The 16,297-nt window shown below is 63.2% G+C and carries 17 protein-coding genes; 12 read left to right on the top strand and 5 right to left on the bottom strand.

Features of this window, described 5'->3' with window-relative positions:
• Positions 1-6: 6 nt before the first annotated feature.
• Complete coding sequence (locus BGK68_RS26770) at positions 7-807, top strand: SDR family NAD(P)-dependent oxidoreductase (protein WP_075259573.1); 801 nt, start codon at positions 7-9, stop codon at positions 805-807.
• A 109-nt stretch (positions 808-916) separates the two neighbouring features.
• Here BGK68_RS26770 and BGK68_RS26765 read toward each other — a convergent pair whose 3' ends face one another.
• On the bottom strand, positions 917-1,825 hold the full coding sequence (locus BGK68_RS26765) for a LysR family transcriptional regulator (RefSeq protein WP_075259572.1): 909 nt from the start codon (positions 1,823-1,825) through the stop codon (positions 917-919).
• Between the two features lie 190 nt (positions 1,826-2,015).
• On the opposite strand from BGK68_RS26765, the gene BGK68_RS26760 reads away from it, so the two are divergent.
• The 4 genes from BGK68_RS26760 (at position 2,016) to BGK68_RS26745 (ending at position 7,684) form a co-directional block, all read left to right on the top strand.
• Positions 2,016-3,173 (top strand): sigma-54-dependent Fis family transcriptional regulator, encoded by a 1,158-nt coding sequence (locus BGK68_RS26760; RefSeq protein ID WP_198937268.1) that lies wholly within the window; start codon positions 2,016-2,018, stop codon positions 3,171-3,173.
• A 49-nt stretch (positions 3,174-3,222) separates the two neighbouring features.
• Complete coding sequence (gene ilvC / locus BGK68_RS26755; protein WP_075259571.1) at positions 3,223-4,239, top strand: ketol-acid reductoisomerase; 1,017 nt, start codon at positions 3,223-3,225, stop codon at positions 4,237-4,239.
• A gap of 197 nt (positions 4,240-4,436) precedes the next feature.
• Complete coding sequence (locus BGK68_RS26750) at positions 4,437-6,800, top strand: bifunctional diguanylate cyclase/phosphodiesterase (protein WP_233149429.1); 2,364 nt, start codon at positions 4,437-4,439, stop codon at positions 6,798-6,800.
• A complete protein-coding gene (locus BGK68_RS26745; protein WP_075259570.1) occupies positions 6,797-7,684 on the top strand; it encodes a phosphate/phosphite/phosphonate ABC transporter substrate-binding protein in 888 nt (295 codons plus the stop codon). The genes BGK68_RS26750 and BGK68_RS26745 overlap by 4 nt, the downstream gene beginning before the upstream one ends.
• Positions 7,685-7,712: 28 nt before the next feature.
• Here BGK68_RS26745 and BGK68_RS26740 read toward each other — a convergent pair whose 3' ends face one another.
• Positions 7,713-8,198, bottom strand: coding sequence for a glutathione peroxidase (locus BGK68_RS26740; protein WP_075259569.1), 486 nt, complete (start codon positions 8,196-8,198; stop codon positions 7,713-7,715).
• Positions 8,199-8,246: 48 nt separating this feature from the next.
• Positions 8,247-9,302, bottom strand: a complete 1,056-nt coding sequence (locus tag BGK68_RS26735) for a type IV pilus twitching motility protein PilT (protein ID WP_075259568.1) — start codon at positions 9,300-9,302, stop codon at positions 8,247-8,249.
• Between the two features lie 82 nt (positions 9,303-9,384).
• On the opposite strand from BGK68_RS26735, the gene BGK68_RS26730 reads away from it, so the two are divergent.
• The 6 genes from BGK68_RS26730 to BGK68_RS26705 all read left to right on the top strand — a co-directional run bounded on the left by BGK68_RS26730 (position 9,385) and on the right by BGK68_RS26705 (position 12,959).
• Positions 9,385-10,086 (top strand): YggS family pyridoxal phosphate-dependent enzyme, encoded by a 702-nt coding sequence (locus BGK68_RS26730; protein WP_075259567.1) that lies wholly within the window; start codon positions 9,385-9,387, stop codon positions 10,084-10,086.
• Positions 10,087-10,133: 47 nt separating this feature from the next.
• The gene (proC, locus tag BGK68_RS26725; RefSeq protein WP_075259566.1) at positions 10,134-10,946 is read left to right on the top strand and encodes a pyrroline-5-carboxylate reductase; all 813 of its coding nucleotides are present in this window, start codon (positions 10,134-10,136) and stop codon (positions 10,944-10,946) included.
• Positions 10,946-11,713 (top strand): peptidoglycan DD-metalloendopeptidase family protein, encoded by a 768-nt coding sequence (locus tag BGK68_RS26720; RefSeq protein ID WP_075259565.1) that lies wholly within the window; start codon positions 10,946-10,948, stop codon positions 11,711-11,713. The genes proC and BGK68_RS26720 overlap by 1 nt, the downstream gene beginning before the upstream one ends.
• Positions 11,714-11,757: 44 nt before the next feature.
• Positions 11,758-11,985, top strand: a complete 228-nt coding sequence (locus BGK68_RS26715) for a hypothetical protein (RefSeq protein ID WP_013235740.1) — start codon at positions 11,758-11,760, stop codon at positions 11,983-11,985.
• 283 nt (positions 11,986-12,268) lie between these two features.
• Entirely contained in the window at positions 12,269-12,559 is a 291-nt protein-coding gene (locus BGK68_RS26710) for a BrnT family toxin (protein ID WP_013235739.1), read from the top strand.
• 37 nt (positions 12,560-12,596) lie between these two features.
• A complete protein-coding gene (locus tag BGK68_RS26705) occupies positions 12,597-12,959 on the top strand; it encodes a BrnA antitoxin family protein (RefSeq protein ID WP_075259564.1) in 363 nt (120 codons plus the stop codon).
• A 48-nt stretch (positions 12,960-13,007) separates the two neighbouring features.
• On the opposite strand, the gene BGK68_RS26700 is transcribed toward BGK68_RS26705, so the two are convergent.
• Both BGK68_RS26700 and ubiA read right to left on the bottom strand, forming a co-directional pair.
• On the bottom strand, positions 13,008-13,667 hold the full coding sequence (locus tag BGK68_RS26700) for a thiopurine S-methyltransferase (RefSeq protein ID WP_075259563.1): 660 nt from the start codon (positions 13,665-13,667) through the stop codon (positions 13,008-13,010).
• Between the two features lie 37 nt (positions 13,668-13,704).
• A complete protein-coding gene (gene ubiA, locus BGK68_RS26695; RefSeq protein WP_075259562.1) occupies positions 13,705-14,559 on the bottom strand; it encodes a 4-hydroxybenzoate octaprenyltransferase in 855 nt (284 codons plus the stop codon).
• Positions 14,560-14,832: 273 nt separating this feature from the next.
• Between ubiA and ugpB the strand changes: the two genes are divergently transcribed.
• Positions 14,833-16,146, top strand: a complete 1,314-nt coding sequence (gene ugpB, locus BGK68_RS26690; protein ID WP_075259561.1) for a sn-glycerol-3-phosphate ABC transporter substrate-binding protein UgpB — start codon at positions 14,833-14,835, stop codon at positions 16,144-16,146.
• Positions 16,147-16,297 lie beyond the last annotated feature (151 nt).

The raw sequence follows: 16,297 nt of genomic DNA, 5'->3' as shown, positions 1-16,297 counted from the left end.
ACATTCATGGACAAGCTCATGCAAGGCAAGGCCATCATCGTCACTGGCGCCGGTTCAGTGGGCGAGGGCTGGGGCAATGGCAAGGCCGCCGCCGTGCTGTACGCCCGCGAGGGCGGCCGGGTGCTGGCGGTGGACCGCAGCATCGAGGCCGCATTGCAGACCCAGGAAATCATCCGCAGCGAAGGCGGTGTCTGCGAAGTGCTGGCCGCCGACGTCTCGCGCAGCGCCGAGGTCAAGGCCATCGCTGAGGCCGCCATGGATCACTTCGGGCGCGTCGATGTCTTGCACAACAATGTCGGCATCGCCGATGTCGGTGGCCCGGTAGAGACCAGCGAAGAGAGCTGGAACAGGCTGGTGGCGGTGAACCAGACCAGTCTCTTCCTGACCCACAAGCACGTGCTGCCCATCATGGAAAAGCAGCGGAAGGGCGCCATCGTCAACATCTCCTCGCTGGCGGCGCTGCGCTGGATCGGTTTTCCCTACCTGGGCTATACCGCGACCAAGGCAGCCATCCTGGCCTTCACCAAGAACGTGGCGATGCAGTACGCGCCCATGGGCATCCGCGCCAATTGCGTCTTGCCCGGCATGATGGATACGCCGATGATCCGCGAGCCGCTGAAGGCTTCCTACGGCGGCGACATCGAACAGATGCGCGCCAAGCGCAATGCCCAATGTCCGATGGGTTTCATGGGCGATGCCTGGGATGTGGCGCATGCCTCGCTGTTCCTGGCCTCCGACCATGCGCGCTACATCACGGGGCTGGACATGATCGTCGATGGCGGTCTGTCGCTGCGCTGTGCGGGATGATGCCGCTGCATTGAAAGTTGTTTGTTGATCGCAGCCAGGCGGGCGTGGAAGCCGACCTGCTGCGGTTTGATGCCCGGGCGTCCAAGAGCGTCCGGGCTTTTTTTCGTGCTCACGCGGGTGCGGGCATAGGTTGCAACTTGCGCCAGACCTCCACCGCCGTATCGGCAAAGGTGCGGATGCAGGGATTGGTGTTGTCCTTGTTCCAGATCACCGCCACCTCCACCATCGGTGCGCCGATGAGGGGCTTGAACACCGTGGTGTCCAGGTGCATGGCCTGCATCGAGGTCGGCACCAGGGCCACGCCCAGGCCTTCGCCGACCAGGTTGACGATGGTCTGCTGGAGATTGGTTTCCAGCACGATGCGCGGACGGAATCCGTGCAGCTGGCAATGCTGCAGGATGAGGTCGAAGACCACTGGCGCAATCGTGCGCGGGATGCTGATGAAGGCGTCCTCGGCCAGTTCGGCGGCCGAGATGGATTGCCGGCCGGCCAGGCGGTGATCGCGCGGCAGCACGGCCAGCAGCGGTTCGGCATAGATGGTGTGGCTGTCCAGCCGCCGGCAGTCTTCGGGGCGATACATGATGCCCACATCGATCTTCTCGTCCTCGATGTCGGTGGCCAGCAGGTTGGGGACGTATTCGGTCAGGCGCATGTCCACTTCGGGATAGGCCGCCGAATAGTGGCGCGTCACCGAAGGCAGGATGTTATAGGCCGTGGACATCATGAATCCGACCTTGAGCGCACCGCTCTTGCCGGTACTCGACGAGGATACATTGCGTTTGGCCCGCTCCAGCGCCTTGAAAATTTCTGTGGTGTCGCGATAAAAATATTTGCCGGCTGCGGTCAGCTGGATGGCGCGTTTGCTGCGGTCGAACAATTGCGCGCCCAACTCCTTCTCCAGCGCCGCAATCTGGCGCGTCAGCGGCGGTTGCGAGATATGCAGCAGTTCCGCCGCGCGCCCGAAATGCAGGGTTTCTGCTACGGTGCGGAAATAGGTGAGGTGTCTCAACTCGATCATTTGATACCTTCAAGGTATTGATTCTGTCTGTACATTGTATTGGAAGTCATGGGATTGTCTGGCTATTCTTTGCCGCAGACGTGCCATTGCGACACGTCTCCGGGCCGCCCACAGCGCGATCCCGCGTATAAAGAGCCCGCCCCGAGGGAAGCCGGCTCGACAAAAGAGCAGTCCAAGACAGGAGACCATCATGCCGACCACCCCGGTAGAGCAGCCCTTGGCCGAGGCTGAGGCGGACAGTGACGTTCGCACCAGCACTGCTGCCCGTTCCGCTTCTTCCCGCAATACGCCGCGTTATCGCGACATCGACCAGCTCGCCGCTGGCGACGCGTGCATGCACGACCTGGTCGAGCGCGGCAAGCGCCTGATCGATCGGGGCATCCCCGTGCTGATCCTGGGGGAGACCGGGACCGGCAAGGAATATCTCTCGCGCGCCCTGCATGACTACAGCGCGCGCCGCCGGGCCAGCTGGATCGCCGTCAATTGCGCCTCCATTCCCGAGAGCCTGGCCGAGAGCGAACTGTTCGGCTACTGCAAGGGCGCGTTCTCGGGCGCGCTGCCCGGCGGCATGAAGGGCAAGGTGCAGCAGGCCGATGGCGGCACGCTCTTCCTCGACGAAATCGGCGACATGCCCTTGGCCTTGCAGACGCGCCTCTTGCGCGTACTGTCCGAGCGTGAAGTGATTCCGCTGGGCGCGCGGCATCCAGTGCCGGTGGATGTGCAACTGATCTGCGCCACCCACCAGGATCTCAAGACCCTGATCGCCGAAGGCCGCTTCCGCGAAGACCTCTACTACCGTGTCGCCGGCGGCGTGCTGCGTCTGCCGGCGCTGCGCGAACGCAGCGACCGCCGCCGCCTGGTGATGCAGATGATCACCGAGGAACTTGGCCGCCCGGCCGATGACAGCGTCATCGATGCGGCCGCGCTGCAACGGCTGCTGGCCTATCCCTGGCCGGGCAACCTGCGCCAGATGCATGCGGTGATCCGCTACAGCTGTGCGGTGATGAATGGCGGGCGCATCGAAGTGCGCGACCTGCCCGAGGAATTGATGCAGTTCCAGCCTGCTACGCTGGCCGAGGTGCATCCGATCACCCGCACAGCCCAGATCCGTCCCTTCGCGTCACGAGCCGAGGGGGAAGCAGGGCGCGAGCGTTCTTCCGGCGATCCATACCGGGATGAGCGTACACGCGTCATCGATGCCTTGAATGGCAGCCGCTGGAACATCTCCGCCGCCTCGCGGCAACTGGGGATGTGCCGCGCATCGCTGTACCGCAAGCTGCGGCAGCTGGATATCCCGCATGTGCGCGACCAGGCCATGCCTGCGTATCCGGCCTATGCCGTGGCCTGAGCATATTCAAATCGTATTAATCATATAAATTATTTATTCCAGGAAATTCATGAAAGTCTTCTACGACAAGGATGCCGATCTCTCGCTGATCAAGAACAAGAACGTGACCATCATCGGTTACGGTTCGCAAGGTCACGCCCACGCCCTGAACCTGAAGGATTCGGGCGTGAAGGTCACCGTCGGCCTGCGCAAGGGTGGCGCTTCTTGGAACAAGGCTGAAAAGGCCGGCCTGAAGGTCGCCGAAGTCAACGACGCGGTCAAGGATGCCGACGTCATCATGATCCTGCTACCGGACGAAAACATCGGCCAGGTCTATGCCGACAACGTCGCCCCGTTCGCCAAGCAAGGCGCCACCGTCGCTTTCGCCCACGGCTTCAACATCCACTATGGCCAAGTCGTGCCGCGCGCTGACCTGGACATCATCATGATCGCCCCCAAGGCCCCCGGCCACACCGTGCGTTCGACCTACAGCCAGGGTGGCGGCGTGCCGCACCTGATCGCCGTGCACCAGGACAAGTCCGGCAGCGCCCGTGACCTGGCCCTGTCGTACGCCACCGCCAACGGCGGCGGCCGTGCCGGCATCATCGAAACCAACTTCCGCGAAGAAACCGAAACCGACCTGTTCGGCGAACAGGCCGTGCTGTGTGGCGGTACCGTGGAACTGATCAAGGCCGGTTTCGAAACCCTGGTCGAAGCCGGCTACGCGCCGGAAATGGCCTACTTCGAGTGCCTGCACGAACTCAAGCTGATCGTGGACCTGATCTATGAAGGCGGCATCGCCAACATGAACTACTCGATCTCCAACAATGCCGAATACGGCGAGTACGTGACCGGCCCGCGCGTGATCAACGCCGAGAGCAAGGCCGCCATGAAGAAGGTGCTGGAAGACATCCAGACCGGCGAATACGCCAAGAGCTTCATCCTGGAAAACAAGGCCGGTGCACCGACTCTGATGTCGCGTCGTCGTATCAACGCCGAACACCAGATCGAAATCGTGGGCGAGAAGCTGCGCGCCATGATGCCCTGGATCAAGGCCAACAAGCTGGTCGATCAGAGCAAGAACTGATCAGGAGTTGAGCTGCAGGGAAGACGCCACGGAAATCATTTCCGTGGCGTTTTGCATTTCCTTGCCGCCTTGTCATTCTGTCACCCCCATCGGTGCTCTTGTCATCAACTTGACACATTGCCGCATTACCCTCACCGGACAACTACAGGGACAGTCTCAGCGCCGGCCTGACCGGCGCATCATCAAGCGGGTGAGGAGTGCGCAAGCCGTTATCGTTCGAGCCCAAGGGGCTGCTGACCAGGCTGCTGGCGGGCCGGGGCGTGTCAGCCGGGCTCGTGCTGCTGTCGCTGTGCGTGCTGGCCGTGGTGTGGTACTTCACGGTGATCCGCATCGACAACGAAAAGCAACTGGCCATCGAAGGCTCCATTGCCGACAGCCGCAATGTGGCCGCCATCGTCTCGGCCAATCTGGATGAGGTGCTGGGCAAGACCTTGCTGTATGCCCGCATCGGCCAGTCCATGCTCAATGGCGAGCAAGCCTCCAGCGCCTATTTCAATCCGCTCTTCAATGGTGATGCCGCCTATCTGCGCGTGGCGGTCTTCGACGCCCGTGCGCGGCTGGTCTATTCCTCGGCGCGGCAAAAGAGCGAACCCGAACTGAGCCGGCTCATCAATGCCGGCTACATGCAATCGCTCACAGGCCAGCCTGAACAGGCGGTCTCGATGATCATCAGCCCACCCAGCAATCGCGATGGCGGAAGCTGGCGTGTGCCGCTGCTGATTCCGCTGCAGGACGGCAAGGGTGAATTGCAGGGCTTCTTTGCGGCCATCCTCGACCTGGGCTATTTCCTGAAGACGTATCAGGAAGTCAGCGTGGCCGGGTCCAGCCGCATCGAGATCCTCAACGCCGCCGGGTTGCAACTGGCCGAACTGGCCGGCGGCATCCTCTCGGGCGGCTCCAACTATGCCGGCCAGCCCTATGCCACCTTCCTGCTGGCCGGCAAGGGCGACGGGCTGATCCACGCGCCCCGGCCTGGCGACCAGGTGGCGTTGGTGGGCGTGCAGCGCCGGCTGGCGCATTATCCGCTGGCCGTGGTGGTCAGCCGCGATCCGGAGGTATTGCTCGGCAAGCTTTGGCCGGCGCACCGGCAATACTATCTGCAGGCCATGCTGATCTCGCTGGTGGTCCTGCTGCTGGCGGGCGGCCTGATCAGCCTGGCGCATCGGCGCCGCTATCTCTACGATCAACTGCTGTTCTCCGAGCGGGAGAAGAGCGGCCTGATCCACCAGCTGGAACAGGAAAAGAGCCGCGCCTACCAGTTGGCCTCGCACGACTACCTCACCGGCATTCCCAACCGCATGCTGTTCTACGAACTGGCGGCCACCGAACTCTCGCGGGCGCGCCGCAGCCGCAACCTGTATGCGCTGTTCTTCCTGGACCTGGACAAGTTCAAGCTCATCAACGACACCCAGGGCCACGCCGTGGGCGACGCCTTGTTGCAGGAGGTGGCGCGCCGCCTGCGCGCTGCCGTGCGCGAATACGATCTGGTGGCGCGCCTGGGCGGCGATGAATTCGTGGTGCTGGTTTCCGAGATCCGCAGCGAGGAAGTCGTCGCCGAGATCGCCGACAAGCTCGTCGAGACGCTGCGCGCGCCGTATCCCGACCTGCTGGGCTGCCATGTCGAAACCGCCCCCAGCATCGGCATCGCCCTCTATCCGCGTGACGGGCAGGGCATCGACGCCCTGATGGCCAATGCCGACGCGGCCATGTACATGGCCAAGAGCGCCGGCACTGGGCTCTATCGCTTCTATGACGCTTCGCTCAATGCCATCGCCGTGCGCGGCCTGGAACTGCTGGGGCGCTTCCGCCAGGCGCTCAAGGACGATGAGTTCTGCCTGCATTACCAGCCCAAGGCGGCCTTGCAGGACTATCGGGTGGTGGGCATGGAGGCGCTGATCCGCTGGCAGCATCCGGAGCATGGCCTGATCTATCCCGGTGAATTCATCGGCCTGGCCGAGACCCATGATCTGGTGCAGCCGCTGTGCCACTGGATCATCGAGGCGGTCTGCCGGCAGCAGGCGCGTTGGCGTGAGCAGGGCGTGCCACTGGTGCCGGTGGCCATCAATGTGTCGGCCAAGCAGTTGAATGATGAGCGCCTCATCGCCACCGTGCGCGATGCCTTGCAGCGCTATCGACTCGACGCCGGCCTGCTGGAAATCGAAGTGACCGAAAGCTGTTTCATCGCCGATCTGGAACAGGCCCGCCAGACGCTGGAGAAACTGCGCGACGAGGGGCTGCGGATCTATCTCGACGATTACGGCACCGGTTACTCCAGCCTGAGCCACATCAAGGCGCTGCCGGTGTATGCGCTCAAGATAGACCGCTCCTTCATACGCGATATCCGCAACGACAATAGCGACGGCATGATCGTGGCCTCGACCGTGACGCTGGCGCGCAACCTGGGCTTGAAGGTGGTGGCCGAGGGCGTGGAGACAAGGGAACAGCTGATGCATCTCAAGCTGATGGGCTGCGATGAAGTGCAGGGCTTCTACGTGCAGCGTCCCGTGCCGGCGGCGCAGCTGGAAGCACTGCTGCAGAAAGGCAGGTTCGAGTTCGCATGAAGACTACAGCTGGCGCGGTACTGTTGATGGTGGTGGCCCTGTGCTGCACACCGCTGGCCTGGGCGGCGGGCAAGGGGCCCTGCGAGCGGCCGGAGCGGCTGCGCTTTTCCTTTGTGCCGCAGGGCAGTGACGGCGAGCAGCTCAGCGCCATGAATCCCTTGCTGGAAGAATTGCGGGCGCGCCTGAAGATGCCGGTGGACGTGGTCGCGCCGACTTCCTATGGCGCGGTCATCGAGGGCTTGCTGGCCGGGGCGGTGGATGTGGCGCGGCTGGGGCCGGCAGCCTATGTGACGGCGCGCAAGGGCGACACGCGGATCACGCCCTTCGCCACGCTGCAGCAGAGCGAGCCCAACTTCGCCGCGCAGGGCGGGGAGTCATCGGTGTATTACTCCTTGCTGGTGACGCGCCAGCAGGGGCCGTATGACAGCATCCCCAAGCTGGCCGGCAAGGTGCTGGCGCTGGCGGACCCGGACAGCACCTCGGCGGCGCTGATTCCCCGCCATCTGTTTGCGCGCCAGTACCAGTTGCAGCTGGAGCGTTATTTCTCCCGCATCGGCTACGCGGGCAACCATGAGCAATCGGTGCTGGCGGTGCTGAACCGTCATGCCGACGCCGCCTTCGTGGCCAGCACCAACCTCTCGCGCATGATCAGTGAGGGCAAGCTCGCCAAGCGCGATCTGCGGGTGCTGTGGCGCTCGCCGCCGATTCCCTTCGATCCCTTTGTCTATCGCGGGCAACTGTGCGCCGATATCCGCCATACCATCCGCGCGGTCTTCCTCGACCACGATGCGTTGCGCGTGAAGCTGACCCTGGCCAATCTGCGCGCCACCCGGTTCGTGCCGGCCTCCGACGCGGATTACCAGATCATCCGCGTGCTGCCCTGAACGGGCTTCTTGCGGACTTGTTACGGTCTTACTGGGCCAGCAGCGTTTCGATGTCGGCGACGATTTCTTCCGGGCGGGTCTGCGGCGCATAACGCTTGAAGACCTTGCCGTCCCGGCCCACCAGGAACTTGGTGAAATTCCACTTGATGGCCTTGCTGCCCAAGAGGCCCGGAGCTTCCTTCTTCAGGTACTGGAACAGGGGATCGGCCTGGTCGCCATTGACATCGATCTTGGCAAACAGCGGGAAGCTCACGCCATAGTTCTTTTCGCAGAAGGCGCCGATCTCCTCGGCATTGCCGGGTTCCTGCCCGCCGAACTGGTTGCAGGGGAAGGCCAGCACTTCCAGTCCGCGTGCATGGAACTGGCGATGGATGGCTTCGAGCCCGTTGTATTGCGGGGTGAAGCCGCACTTGCTGGCGGTATTGACGATGAGCAGCACCTTGCCGCGTAACTGTTCCAGCGGCAGCGCTTGTTCATTGGCCAGGCGGGGCTGGAAATCGTAGATGGTGGTCATGCGGAGTCCTCCTTGCTGTTCCGTAATGGAATCTGGATGGCCGCCATTCTAAACCGCCATGCCAGGGCCTGCTTGATGCTCCTGCCCCAGGTGCTGGCGCAGTGTCTGCGCGCTGATACGGCCTTGCTGATGCAGGCGCTGCAGCGCGGCTTCCAGCGTCTGCATGCCTTGCGCCGCGCCGGCCTGCATCAGCGACAGCAATTGCGCGCTGCGACCTTCGCGGATGAGATTGCGCACGGCCGGCGTGGCCACCAGCAGCTCATGCGCCGCCACCCGGGCGCGGCCATCGGCGGTAGGCAGCAGGGTTTGTGCGATCACCCCTTGCAGCGACTCGGCCAGCATGGCCCGCGCTGGCTCCTTCTCGCCCGCCGGGAAGACATCGAGCATGCGCTCCACGGTGCGTGCCGCCGAGGCGGCGTGCAGGGTTCCCAGCACCAGATGGCCGGTTTCGGCGGCGGTGAGCGCTAAGCGGATGGTGTCGGCGTCGCGCAGTTCGCCCACCAGCAATACGTCGGGATCGGCGCGCAAGGCGGCCCGTAGCGCGGCGGGCAGATCCGCGGTGTGGGTGCCCAGTTCGCGCTGGCTGATCAGGGCGCGTTGCGGCGTGTGGATGAACTCGATCGGGTCTTCGATGGTCAGGATGTGCAGGGCGCGGGTTTCATTGAGGTGGCGGATCATGGCCGCCAGCGTGCTGCTCTTGCCCGCGCCGGTCGGTCCGGTCACCAGCACCAGCCCGCGTGCGCGCTCGGCCAGCTCAGCGCAGAGGGGCGGTGCGCCCAGCTGCGCCAGTGTCGGCGGTTCGCGGCCCAGGTGGCGGATGGCGGCGGCAGGTCCACCCTGGCGCAGGAAGGCATGGACGCGAAAGCGCCCCAGCGCGGCCAGTTCGATGGCGAAGTCGCATTCACGCCCCTGGGCGTAGCGCGGATGCAGGGCCGCAGGCATGAGCGCCTGCAGCCATTGTTGCAGCTGCGGTCCCGTGGGGGCTTGCAGGTTGACCCGGCGCAGCACCCCGTGGACCCGCAGCAGGGGCGGCATGCCGGCGCATAGATGCAGGTCGGAGGCCTGATTTCTGACGGCAAATGCCAGTAGCACGGCAATGTCCATTTATAATCCTTGCGAGGATTACAGCGTCAATCATCGTCAATCTGTTTATTTCCCCGCAGGCTTGCCCTCCCGGCCCCGGATTATGTCGTCAATCGCACAGAACTTACAACACGTACAACAGCAGATCGCCGCCGCCGCCGAGCGCGCCGGACGGCCCGCTGGCGCGGTGCAGCTGCTGGCCGTCTCCAAGACCTTCGGCCCGCAGGCGGTGCTGGAGGCGGTGCGGGCAGGGCAGCACGCCTTTGGCGAGAACTACCTGCAGGAAGCGCTGGAGAAGATCGCGGCCCTGCCGCTGCTGGCGCCGGATGTGCCTCTGCAATGGCACTTCATCGGCCCCATCCAGAGCAACAAGACGCGGCCCATCGCCGAGCACTTCGACTGGGTGCATTCGGTGGATAGACTCAAGATCGCCCAGCGGCTCTCGGAGCAGCGGCCAGCGGCGCTGGGCGCGCTCAATGTCTGCCTGCAGGTCAACATCAGCGGCGAAGACAGCAAGAGCGGCCTCGATCCCGCAGAACTGCCCGCCGTGGCCGCCCAGGTGGCGCAATTGCCGGGCCTGAAGCTGCGCGGCCTCATGGCCATCCCCGCGCCCACCGAGGACGTGGCGCAGCAGCGCGCCGCCTTTGCCGCGGTGCGTAGCCTGTTGGCGCAATTGCAGGCCCAGGGGCTGGCGCTCGATACTCTTTCCATGGGCATGTCGGCCGATCTGGACGCGGCTGTGGCCGAAGGGGCCAGCATCGTGCGCATCGGCAGCGCCATCTTTGGCGCGCGGCACTACGCCTGAATTTTTCAATCACATAGCAGCAGCGCAAGCACACACAAGGAGCAGAAGTGAAGATAGCGTTTATCGGCGGCGGCAACATGGCAGCGGCCTTGATCGGCGGACTGGTCGGCAAGGTCGCGGCTGCGCAGGACATCCACGTGGTCGATCTCAATGCCCAGGCGCTGGCCTCGCTCAAGGACCGGTTCGGCGTCTCGGTGGCGCAAACCATGGATGGCGCGCTCGCCAGCGCCGACGTGGTGGTGCTGGCGGTCAAGCCGCAGCAGATGCGCGACGTGGTGGGCAGCCTCAAGCCCTTCATCGGCGCGCAACTGGTGGTGTCGATTGCCGCGGGCATCCGCATGGTCGACCTGTCGCGCTGGCTGGATGGCCATGAAGCCATCGTGCGCGCCATGCCCAACACCCCGGCCCTGATCGGCAAGGGCATCACCGGCCTGGTGCCGCATGAGAAGGTCTCGACCTTGCAGCGCGCGCAGGCCGATTCCATCCTCAAGGCGGTCGGCCAGACCCTGTGGCTGTCCGATGAAGCGCAGATCGATGCGGTGACGGCAGTCTCGGGCAGTGGTCCGGCCTATGTGTTCTACTTCCTGGAAGCGATGGAGCAGGCCGCTGCGCAGCTGGGCCTGTCGCCCGCCGAGGGCCTGGAACTGGCCAAGGCCACCTTCGAGGGCGCCACCGAACTGGCGCGCCGCTCCGAGGAATCGGTGGCGACCCTGCGCGAGCGCGTCACCTCCAAGGGCGGCACCACCTACGCGGCCCTCACCAGCCTGGAGCAATCGGGCGTGAAAGACGCCATCGTCAAGGCCTTGCAGGCAGCCGCCGTGCGCAGCAAGGAGCTGGGCGACGAATACGGCAAGGCCTGATGGGACAGTTCCACCGAACCACCGCGCTGGCAGCGGCGTTGCCGCTGGCCCTGGTCCTGTTGCTGGCGGGCTGTGCCTCCACCGCCGACAGCGATGGCTACTACACCGTCAAGCGCGGCGATACCCTCTACAGCATCGGCCGCGACTTCGATCAGAGCCCGGCCAACCTGCGCACCTGGAACCGCCTGCGCAATCCGGACGACCTGGAAGTCGGCCAGCGTATCCTGGTGCGCCCGCCGGTGGGTGTGGTGGCGCGCACCGGCGCGGGGCAGAGTCCGCGTCCGGCGGCGTCTTCCTCGCCATCGGCATCGGGCTCGGGGGCGCGCAAACCGGTGCCCAGCCGTCCGGCCGCCAAGCCGGCGGCCAAGCCCCAGGATGACGATGCGCCCGCCGGCGCCGAGGCCAAGGTGGACTGGAGCTGGCCGACCGCAGGCAAGTCCGCCCCGAGTGCGGACAGCTACAAGAAGGGCATCGACATCATCGGCAGCGAAGGACAGTCGGTGGTGGCTGCCGCTGCCGGCAAGGTGACGTACGCCGGCCATGGCATCCGTGGTTACGGCAACATGGTCATCATCAAGCACACACCGCAGCTGCTGTCGGTCTATGCGCACAACAAGACCATCCTGGTCAAGGAAGGCCAGACCGTCACCCGTGGCCAGCAGATCGCTACCATGGGCAACAGCGACACCAACAAGGTCAAGCTGTATTTCGAGATCCGCCGCAATGGCAAGCCGATCAACGTGATGGCCGTGCTGCCGGCGCGTTGAGGCTGGTGCTACCGGCGCAACAGAGAAGAGAGTCAGGACATCCGATGGCCAAGCTGGAAGACATCGTCAGGAAACAGAAGCCAGGCGCGACCTTCGTGATCAGCGCCCAGATGCTGCAGATGAGCCCGCGCGAGTTCGACGCACTGGCCCAGGTATGGGACGACGAAGGCGGCCCCGGCTTCAACGTCGCCGCCGTGCCGTTTCGTGTGGTGGTGGAGGATGAGTTCTTCATCAGCCGGGTGACGGTGGTGCGGACCACGGCTGAGGTCTAGGGCCTGTTCATCAACGCGGGCTCCAACGCATTTTTCTGAGCACATAGCCTGCCTGCTCACTCGATCCGATCCCGTTAAGCGATCTCACTGAGTTCATGCCTCGTATTCATGCGAGGCATTCGCCCTAGCTTCGTCCTTTTGGTCGGAAATTTTGTATATACAAATAGAATTCTGAACATCTTCTTTCCTCGCAAAATGGCATGAGGCATGGCTTTTAAGAGGGTTGAGTGAAATGGTCTTGATGTTCGAGCGATTGTTATGTATATACATGATGAGGTGAAAGATGGGGGCTTTGTCTATCTCCCTTGGGGTGCGCGCCAAGCTGAACAAGAAAGTGCCGCCGGTCAGCGAAGAGGAGATTGCTGAGTGCTTCGTCAACAAATGCGGCGTCAATCTTCTGGATGAGCGCGAAGATAATCAGACCGATCCGCCGACGCTGTGGTTTATTGCCGAGACGCACGCCGGTCGGCTGTTGAAGATCGTTTATGTGTTCAAGAATGGGACGCGTCACCTCAAGACGGCTTACGACCCAAACGAGATCGAAATTGCGATCTACGAGAAGTATGGAAAATGAGGCGCGTCGTTTGGCGTCGCTATTTGAGGAGAAGCGAATGACAGCTCCGAAGAAGATCAAAGGCAGTGTTGAAAACTGGGAATCTGGCGCCTTGGGCCGGGATGCACGCTACGTCAAGCGTGCATCGGCAGAGTTGGAGCGGGAAATTGATGAGGCCCAAGGCATGCAAGCGATCTCCATCCGCCTTGATCGCGACCTGATCGAGACCTTCAAGCAGATCGCCCGCATCCACAATATCGGTTACCAGCCGCTAATGCGCGAAGCCCTGCGGCGCTTCGCCGATGCGGAGATCAAGGCGATTCTGAGCGCCGTGGCCAATGCCAGCGACAAGAGCGTCCAGCAAGGCGGCAAGCACACGGTGGAAATCAAACTCGATGATCTGCAGCGTCACGTCGCATGAGCTCCCAATGGCCCTGGCAGCCTGGCTGATGCGCTGGCCGCCTTCGGTTCATTCCCGCCGCTGCAAGCGATAGACCACCGTCTCCAGGGCGCTCAATCCACGTTCCAGGAACTTGGGTTCCTTGTCCAGGATGTCGCGCCGGTCGATGGCCTCGGCTTCGCTGTGGGGGGCATACAGGCGCAGCACTTCTTCCTCGGTCACCGAAAACGGCGGGCCGTCCATCTTCTGCTGGTCGTACTCCAAGGTAATGAGCAGGCTGCGCGCCTGGGCGGGCAGCCTGCCATAGATCTCGGTCACGTAACGCGTACGCATGGCCGGGGGCAGGGCGATCAGGGCGGCGCGGTCGTAGGCGCCGGCGCAGGCGGCCAGGGTCGCATCTTCCAGCGCGAAGATGTCGCCGCAGATCAGTTCGATGTTGCCGGCCACGTAATGACGGCCTTGCGCGCTCTCATGCACCGCCGGGGTTAACTGGTGCTCGCTGAAGAACTGGGTGATGGCCAGTTCAGACAACTCCACACCCAGCACGCGATGGCCCTGTTCGGCCAGCCACAGCATGTCCAGCGACTTGCCGCACAGCGGGACCAGCACGGTGCTTGCGGCTGGCAGCGCCAGTTGCGGCCAATACTTCTGCAGCAGCGGCGTCACCCGCGACTGGTGAAAATGGGTGCGCCCGTCGCGCCAGCGTTCCAGCCAGAATTCCGCTTCCATCTCGTCTCCCGTATCCGTGCGTGTGAGCCTTAGCGTCTCAGCGCATCAGGTAATCCAGCGCGACGCCGGCGAAGATCGCCGCGCCCAGCCAGTTGTTGTTGTTGAAGGCCGCGAAGCAGCGCATGCGGTCGCGCTCGCGGATCAGGGTGTAGTGGTACACGGCAAAGCCGCAGGCCACCAGCATGCCGACCGAGAACCACAGTCCCAGCCCGTATTGCAGGCCGACCATCCAGATCAGCGCCAGCGCCACCGCATAGCACAGCATGACGGCGGCCACGTCGTAGCGGCCGAAGGTGATGGCGGAGGTCTTGATGCCGATCTTGAGGTCGTCGTCGCGGTCCACCATGGCGTACTCGGTGTCATAGGCCACCGCCCAGAAGATGTTGGCCACCAGCAGCACCCAGGCCGCCAGCGGTACCGTGCCGGTCACGCTGGCAAAGCCCATCGGGATGCCAAAGCCGAAGGCAATGCCCAGGTAGGCCTGGGGAATGGCGAAGAAGCGCTTGAAATACGGATAGGTGCCGGCAATGATGACGGCCGCCACCGACAGCTGCAAGGTGAGCGCATTGAGCGGCAGGATCAGCAGGAACGATACCAGCGCCAGCACACCCGCCACCATCAGGGCTTCCCACGACTTGATCTTGCCCGAGGTCAGGGGCCGCTGTTCGGTGCGCTTCACATGGCGGTCGAAGTCGCGGTCGGCATAGTCATTGATGGCGCAGCCGGCGGAACGCATCAGCACCGTACCTACGATGTAGATCACCAGGATGCGCCAGTCGGGTACGCCGCCTGTTGCCAGCCATAGCGCGATCAAGGTCGGCCACAGCAAGAGCAGGATGCCGATGGGTTTGTGGGCGCGCACTAGCAGCGCGTAGAGCCTGAGCCTGTCCATGGAATGTCCGCAAAATCGAAAGTCCGCATTATAATTCGCGTGACCGTTTTAGCACTGTCGTGCTTTTATTGGGCGCAAGACGGGATGAGCTGGTTTCAATCGACCGCTCTTATTCTTATAAAAGAAGTAATAAATTTTTTCGAGACATTCCCTGTTTGTGCTGCATTGCCGCGCGTAATTCCTTTGCCCTGGGCGGGCAGGGCGGCTAATGTAACGCGGCTGTCATGGAGCGTTGTTAGCATCAAAACCCCTTTTTTCGAGAGGTCCCCTCTGATGAACATGATGAAAACGCTGATCGCCACCGGTGTGCTGGCGACGATCACTTCCTCTGCCTTCGCTGCTACCGAGATCACTTGGTGGCATTCCATGACCGGCGCCCTGGGCGAGCGCGTCAATGCCCTGGCAGACGACTTCAACAAGACCCAAGGCGATTACAAGATCGTGCCGGTCTACAAGGGGACCTACGACGAATCGATGTCGGCGGCCATCGCCGCCTATCGCGCCGGCAATGCGCCCGCCATCCTGCAGGTGTTCGAAGTGGGCACGGCCACCATGATCTACGCCAAGGGCGCGGTCAAGCCGGTCTATGAAGTCATGCACCAGGCCGGCGAGAAGTTCGACCAGAACGCCTATGTGCCGGCGGTGGCGGGTTACTACTCGACCCCCAAGGGCATGATGTCCTTCCCCTTCAACAGCTCCACCACCATCATGTTCTACAACAAGGACATGTTCGCCAAGGCTGGCCTGGATCCGGAAAAGCCACCCGTGACCTGGCAGGAATTCGTCGGCATGGCCGCCAAGATCAAGGCCAGCGGTGCATCGTGCGCCTACACCACGACCTGGCAATCCTGGGTGCATCTGGAATCGTTTTCAACCTGGCATAACGTCGAGCTGGCGACCAAGAACAACGGCTTCGGCGGCCTGGACGCCCGCCTGAAGATGAACAGCCCCCTGCACGTGCGCCACATCGAGAACCTGTCGAACTGGGCCAAGCAAGGCTACTTCACCTACGCCGGTCGCAAGGACGAGGCCAACGCCAAGTTCAACGCGGGCGAATGCGCCATCATCACCGGTTCGTCCTCGGCCTATGCCGATATCCGCAAGAACGCCAAGTTCAAGTTCGGCGTGGCCACCCTGCCGTACTACAACGATGTGCAGGGCGCACCGCAGAACACCGTCATCGGCGGCGCCTCGCTGTGGGTGATGAACGGCAAGAAGGCCGACGAATACAAGGGCGTGGCCAAGTTCTTCAGCTACCTGTCCAAGCCGGAAGTGGCCGCCAAGTGGCACCAGGACACCGGCTACCTGCCGGTCACCAAGGCTGCCTACGAGCTGACCAAGAGCTCCGGCTTCTATGAGCGCAACCCGGGCACCGACGTCGCCGTCAAGCAGATGATCGTCAAGACCACCGAGAAGTCGCGCGGCCTGCGCCTGGGCAACTACGCCCAGGTCCGCACGGTCTTCGACGAGGAACTGGAAAACGTCTGGACCGGCAAGAAGACCGCCAAGGAAGCCCTAGACTCCGCCGTCAAGCGCGGCGACGAACTGCTGGCCCGCTTCGAGAAGGCCAACAAGGGCAATCAGTAAGTCTCATCAGCAACACCTCCCGTCTCGCCTGAACGCGGTGACGGGGCAGGAACCGGCGGTGTGCTCCACGATCCCGGAGGACACCGCCGGATTCCGTTTCGGGATGTCAGTGTACTGAGCTCCCGTTCCGATTCATTCAACTTCTGCGGCC

Source organism: Herbaspirillum camelliae (assembly GCF_001929405.1).
Taxonomy (GTDB): Bacteria; Pseudomonadota; Gammaproteobacteria; order Burkholderiales; family Burkholderiaceae_D; genus Herbaspirillum; species Herbaspirillum seropedicae.
Note: the sequence above shows the minus strand (reverse complement) of the source record. Positions and strands in the feature narration are given on the sequence as shown.